Source organism: Tissierellales bacterium (assembly GCA_035301805.1).
Taxonomy (GTDB): domain Bacteria; phylum Bacillota; class Clostridia; order Tissierellales; family DATGTQ01; genus DATGTQ01.
Window position 1 is genome coordinate 1 of sequence record DATGTQ010000220.1, and the last position, 5,495, is coordinate 5,495.

The window sequence follows — 5,495 nt, forward strand, 5'->3', positions numbered from 1 at the left end:
TACAATTATTATCTCACGAGAAAGTGAGATTGAAAAGAAGTTACAGTATTTAAACTGTAACTATATTATACGAGGACAAGAATTTGAGGTTTCTACTTTCGACCACAATGGCAACAAAACTTTAACTGTGAAAGGTAATAAGGTAACTGTTGGTTTACTTAAAAATAATGCTAACTTTGATAAAGAATCTGAAGGGTTTAAGTCATCAGTGCTAGAAATAACCGTAGATGGAAATCAAATGTTACAAGTAGGAGATACTACTATATTTGCTGAGGAAGGTTTAGATATGGTAGAAGAGTACGAAGTCCCAGAAAATATTGAAACTTCTAAGGGAGGGGGATTTGTTCCAATTGACAGATTCGTTAATGACATTAAAAATAAATTAGGAAAAGAAAAGACCATTATTATATCAAGTCAATTAGGAATACCTATAGGGGTATATCAAGGAAATTCAGTTTATGTAACTGTACCTGATAACATTCCAAAAACTACAAGATTAAATATAGATGGTAAAAGTTTATATATCCATAGAGCTAATTATACTATTCTTGATACTAATATGATTAAATAATTATACTTTATTTTTAAAAATTAAGAACCTTTGGATTAGCTAACCTAAGGGTTCTTAAATTACCTAATTAATCATATAGTCCCCTATATTAACTATTGGTATAACTACTTATAGCAACATAATCTTCTTCATTTTGTGGCCTATAACCTTTTTCTAATAACTCTCTAATGTATAATTTATTATATATGAATGCAAATATTATATTACTAACTATTGACCCTATACCCATTGTTGGCACTCCAGCAAGAAAAGCGATTCCTAACATAATCAATGCCCATTTTAAATCCCCCCTTATAAGTGGTACAAATAATCCAAAAAAGAAAGTAGTCCATGAAAAACCAATTTTAACTTCCTTTACCATTCCAGATTCATGTTTTAACACTTTTTTCATACAAAATATCCCCTTTTTATAATAATAAATAATGCTCCTTTATATAATACAGGATTACTATGAAACAGTTGGTATCATTCCTAACTTTATCTAAATAGAAAAAGGAACTCTTTATAATTTTTTTACAATTCCCTATAGTAAAAAGATCTAAAAAAAACTATTTAATAGATAGAAAGATAAAAATTTATAACTAGAAAGGAGGTGGAATTTATGACAAAAATATTTTTAGACCCTGGTCATGGTGGTGGGGACCCTGGTGCAGTAGGTAATGGTTTAAAAGAAAAAGATGTGGTTTTATCTATTACCTTAAAAATCGGGAAAATATTGAAGAGACATAATTTAGAAGTACTTTACTCTAGAACTACAGATGTTTTCGTAGGACTTTCCGATAGGGCTAGAAAAGCTAATAATGCTAATGCAGATTATTTTATATCTATTCATTCAAATGCTTATAGTGATCCTAGTGCTCAAGGAGTAGAAACCTATAGTTATCCAGGTGCTACAAAAGCGGCTCTATTATCCCGCTCTATACAAAATGCAATAATCAGTGCTGGAGTATATACTAAGAACAGAGGGACAAAAACTGCCAATTTTGCAGTGTTACGAGAAACTAAAATGACTGCTGTACTTGTAGAGACAGCTTTTATAACAAATAGTCAAGACGCGAACTTATTGAGATACAGACAAGATGATTTTGCGGAAGCTATTTCAAAAGGTATTTTAAGCTTTCTTGGAATTAGCTATATCCCTGAAAAATTATACAGGGTACAGGTTGGTGCCTTCAGTATTAGAGCAAATGCTGAAAAATTAGTAAATGAGCTAAAAGGTAAAGGTTATGAAACCATAATAGTCAGATCAGGTGGCTTATACAAAGTTCAAGTAGGAGCATTTAGTGTTAGGGCAAATGCGGAAAAGCTTGTACGACAATTGAAGACAGATGGGTATGATGCTTTTATAGTGTAGTATAAGTAAGGCTAGGTCAAACACCTAGCCTTATTTAGATATTACTATAAGAACATTTTTCATAGGAAACACCATATTTTTAGTCCTTCTAAATCTGTCTAATTAGCAAATAGACTAAAACTAGAAATTTTACTCAGTTTATTAACCCAAACATCTCATTCCCCAATCACATAATACTAGCTATTAAAGATTATATATAGAAATCAATATATAACTGTGGGAAATTTTATGTATAGATATATTCAAATACCATAATTACCTATATTAGGCCTTAAGTCTAAAGGATTAGTTATTATAGGGTGCGAAAGGATTTTTTCTTTCTTCTTTCGAAATATTTTCTATATTTATTGTATTTTCACCTTCTGGAAATACATCCAATATACTATAGGCTCTAAGGGTTATCTCTCCCATAATCTTTCCCTCATTCCTATCTATTTTTAAATTAGTAACAATAAATTTTCTCGAAGATTTTTTCACTCTAGAAATGAAATCTAATAATTCTTCATATTTCCCTTCGTAAAATAGGGTTGTATCCATAAATTCTATAGTCAATTCCTCTGACTCACTTTTTTCTTCAACTTCCGTTTCTGCAAAATCTATATTAACAACCTTTAAATTAGAAATATCAATTAATTCATTTAAAACATACAATATTTCAGCTTGTTCTATATTAGGGAAATATCCATTTAATAACCTTTGACTTTCATTACTTAAGTTATTAAAATTACCTTTTGACTTCTCATATTCATCTAACAGAGTGTTGACTTTCTTTATTTCCTCTTCATATTTTACCTTCTCCGACTTTAAATTAATAATTTTATTTTTCTGAGGTAAAAAAATAAAATTATTAATTCCCCAAAAAATAATAATTATTATCAGTAGAAGAATAAGACTTTTTTCTCTTTTAGTTAATTTCATCATCAATCCCACTCTCCTCGTCCCTTAATTTTAGGTGGATAGAGAAGTTGTATTTGCTATTTTCTAGTAATATATTTGAAATAAAAGTATTAAGAAAAATTTCAGTATCCTGTAAACTATATTGGAATTTTGCAATTGAATATTTATCTTTTGACACCCCATATAACTCTATAGAGTTTATATCTCCATTTATTGAAGTTAAAAGGATATCTTCTGGCATTTTACTGCTAATGACTTGTAATAATTCTTCATTTATTAAATCATATTCTTCTATCTTTTCATCAGCTAATTTAATTTTTGTCATATTTTCCTTAATCTTATCTACTTTTTCCTGCTCACTTAATAATTCTTCTACTTTCCCTTTATTTTTTTCATTTTCCACCTGATTTCTAAGTTGGGAAACCTCGTTATTTAAACTTTTTATTTTAATTTGATTTTTTACACCTAAAATTACAATAAATAAAACAAATACTAATATACTTAAATAAGTTAACTTCTCTTTTTCTATTTTAAACTCTTTTTTCTCTATATACGGTTCAAAAAAGTTTAAATCCTTCATTTTACTCATCCTCATTCCTAATTAAAGAACCTATGCAATTCATATATTTATTCGTATCCTTCATGATAAATATTCCGTCTATATTTTCAATTAATATAGTAGGAATATTATAATAATCCTCAAATAGTTTGTCCACATTTTCTATATTTGATAGTCCTCCACATAATAAAATACTATGAATTTCATTTTCTATTTCTCTTGATATATAGTATTTAAATACAGTATGAATTTTTCCCATAATATCTTCAGCACTTTCATTAACTATGTCTTTCTTTAAATCTTTACCACCAACATCAATGATACGTGCTACCTGTATATAACCATCCTTTAAAATTGTTATATTTGTATTGCTATGACCTAAATCTATTAAAGCAAAGGTCTTTTCTTTTGTTTCATATTTATTGTTTATACTAAAACTATAATCTATAAGCTTCGCAATGCTATTTGATTGAAAATCTAATACTTTAGGTTCCAAACCTATGTTTTTTAGAAGACAGAAATGGCCTTCTACTATTTCTTTAGGAATAGCTATTAAAAGAATATTCTGTTTTTGTCTATAGTTTTCTTCAATTTTCTCCACAATTCTATACTGCACTATATATTCTTTTGTCTCTATAGGTAAATATTCTTCTAATTTATATTTTAATATTCCATCAATTTCCTCTTTACCTACATTAGGAAGAGTAATTTCCCTTGTGAAAACAGAGGAACTTTTAATGTTCATATAAGCATTTTTTGTCCTAATTTCATTTTTAGAAAGCCCTTCTTCTAAACTATAAGACAAAAGTTCCTTATTAATTATGTACCCATTTTCATAGGCTTTTTCTGGAGTTAAAAAAGAAAAATATTTATTTATTTCTACCTCTTTGTTTTTTATTCTTCCTTCTACAACTTTAGTTTCATAAGAACCTAGATCTATAGAAACTACTTTTTTATTAAAAAGAGATGACAAACCCATATTTATTCCCCCCATATTATAAACAAATACCAGTAAATAATTTTATTTCCCCATAGAACCGTTACTATAAAAGATAAACATATAAATGGACCAAAGGGTATTTGATCCCTTATTTCTTTAATATTTAATAATAATAAAAATACAGATATAATTGCACCAAGTAAAAATGATAAAACCATATTTAAAATAGACATTTTAAATCCTAAAATAAATCCTAATACTCCTATAAGTTTTATATCTCCTCCACCTATACCACCTTTAGATAAAATTGCTATAAGTAAAAAAACTCCTCCCGAAATAATAAGTCCTAATATACTGTTAAAAATTTTAGGCCATGTACTATATAATAGATGTTGAAAAATTTTGTATAGAATAGCTGTAATAAATAAAAGAACATTAATGGAATTTGGAATAACCTGAAAATTTATATCTATGAAACTAATAACTATTAAAATACTAAATATAATGCTGTAAAATATAAAATCTAGACCTAAATTAAACCTATAATAAAGTATTAAATATAATAGACCATTTAAAAATTCAACAAAAGGATACTGAGGAGAAATAGATTCTCCACAGTATCTACACTTTCCTTTTTGAAACAAAAAGCTAAATATAGGCACAAGCTCATAGCATTTTAACAACTTATTACATCTTGTACAACGGGAGGGTGGAAAAATTATAGACTTTTTTCTTGGCATTCTATATATACATACATTTAAAAATGAGCCTAAAGCTGTGCCTAAAATAAATATTAGTATAGGCATAATCTTACCCCTTCAAATAATTTCTATGGTATAAAATAAAATTACTTTTCTTTTAAAATGGAGTTTTCCTATTCATCTACCTTAGGTGGCAGTACTTCTATAGCCCCATCTTTGCTTATAATAACTTTGTATTCATCGCCATCTATACTTTCTGGTACTTTTGGCCATTCTTGAACATATTCTTCCCATCCTTCACCATCTCCTCCAGCCCACTCCACATCCTCCTTAATATTAGTATTTTCTGCAATATACATAGTTGCTGCACTTTCTAAACTTCTTACATTTGCATTATGTGCACTTATATCAGCTTTCCTCGTTGTACCTGCTAGTCTTGGTACCGCTATTAGTGCTAGAATTCCTAATATGGC

General features: G+C 28.2%; 8 protein-coding genes. 2 read left to right on the forward strand and 6 right to left on the reverse strand.

Annotated elements, in window-relative coordinates; all coding sequences use genetic code 11:
• On the forward strand, window positions 1-571 hold a 571-nt coding region (locus VK071_11195; GenBank protein ID HLR35875.1), incomplete at its 5' end, for a DUF5052 family protein.
• A gap of 88 nt (window positions 572-659) precedes the next feature.
• Here VK071_11195 and VK071_11200 read toward each other — a convergent pair.
• Window positions 660-962, reverse strand: coding sequence for a hypothetical protein (locus tag VK071_11200; GenBank protein ID HLR35876.1), 303 nt, complete (start codon window positions 960-962; stop codon window positions 660-662).
• Between the two features lie 210 nt (window positions 963-1,172).
• Here VK071_11200 and VK071_11205 point away from each other — a divergent pair, with 210 nt between their 5' ends.
• The gene (locus VK071_11205; protein HLR35877.1) at window positions 1,173-1,925 is read left to right on the forward strand and encodes an N-acetylmuramoyl-L-alanine amidase; all 753 of its coding nucleotides are present in this window, start codon (window positions 1,173-1,175) and stop codon (window positions 1,923-1,925) included.
• A 285-nt stretch (window positions 1,926-2,210) separates the two neighbouring features.
• On the opposite strand, the gene VK071_11210 is transcribed toward VK071_11205, so the two are convergent.
• The 5 genes from VK071_11210 to VK071_11230 form a co-directional block, all read right to left on the reverse strand.
• The gene (locus VK071_11210) at window positions 2,211-2,846 is read right to left on the reverse strand and encodes a hypothetical protein (protein ID HLR35878.1); all 636 of its coding nucleotides are present in this window, start codon (window positions 2,844-2,846) and stop codon (window positions 2,211-2,213) included.
• Window positions 2,830-3,402, reverse strand: coding sequence for a PilN domain-containing protein (locus VK071_11215; protein ID HLR35879.1), 573 nt, complete (start codon window positions 3,400-3,402; stop codon window positions 2,830-2,832). The genes VK071_11210 and VK071_11215 overlap by 17 nt, the downstream gene beginning before the upstream one ends.
• 1 nt (window position 3,403) lies before the next feature.
• Window positions 3,404-4,360, reverse strand: a complete 957-nt coding sequence (pilM, locus tag VK071_11220) for a pilus assembly protein PilM (protein HLR35880.1) — start codon at window positions 4,358-4,360, stop codon at window positions 3,404-3,406.
• 2 nt (window positions 4,361-4,362) lie between these two features.
• The gene (locus VK071_11225; protein HLR35881.1) at window positions 4,363-5,127 is read right to left on the reverse strand and encodes a prepilin peptidase; all 765 of its coding nucleotides are present in this window, start codon (window positions 5,125-5,127) and stop codon (window positions 4,363-4,365) included.
• Window positions 5,128-5,195: 68 nt separating this feature from the next.
• On the reverse strand, window positions 5,196-5,495 hold a 300-nt coding region (locus tag VK071_11230; protein HLR35882.1), incomplete at its 5' end, for a prepilin-type cleavage/methylation domain-containing protein.

Bases quoted from the DNA above. Each gene is read 5' to 3' on its own strand.
- VK071_11200 (HLR35876.1), bottom strand. From the start codon at position 962: ATGAAAAAAGTGTTAAAACATGAATCTGGAATGGTAAAGGAAGTTAAA.
- VK071_11205 (HLR35877.1), top strand. From the start codon at position 1,173: ATGACAAAAATATTTTTAGACCCTGGTCATGGTGGTGGGGACCCTGGT.
- VK071_11210 (HLR35878.1), bottom strand. From the start codon at position 2,846: ATGATGAAATTAACTAAAAGAGAAAAAAGTCTTATTCTTCTACTGATA.
- VK071_11215 (HLR35879.1), bottom strand. From the start codon at position 3,402: ATGAAGGATTTAAACTTTTTTGAACCGTATATAGAGAAAAAAGAGTTT.
- pilM (HLR35880.1), bottom strand. From the start codon at position 4,360: ATGGGTTTGTCATCTCTTTTTAATAAAAAAGTAGTTTCTATAGATCTA.
- VK071_11225 (HLR35881.1), bottom strand. From the start codon at position 5,127: ATGCCTATACTAATATTTATTTTAGGCACAGCTTTAGGCTCATTTTTA.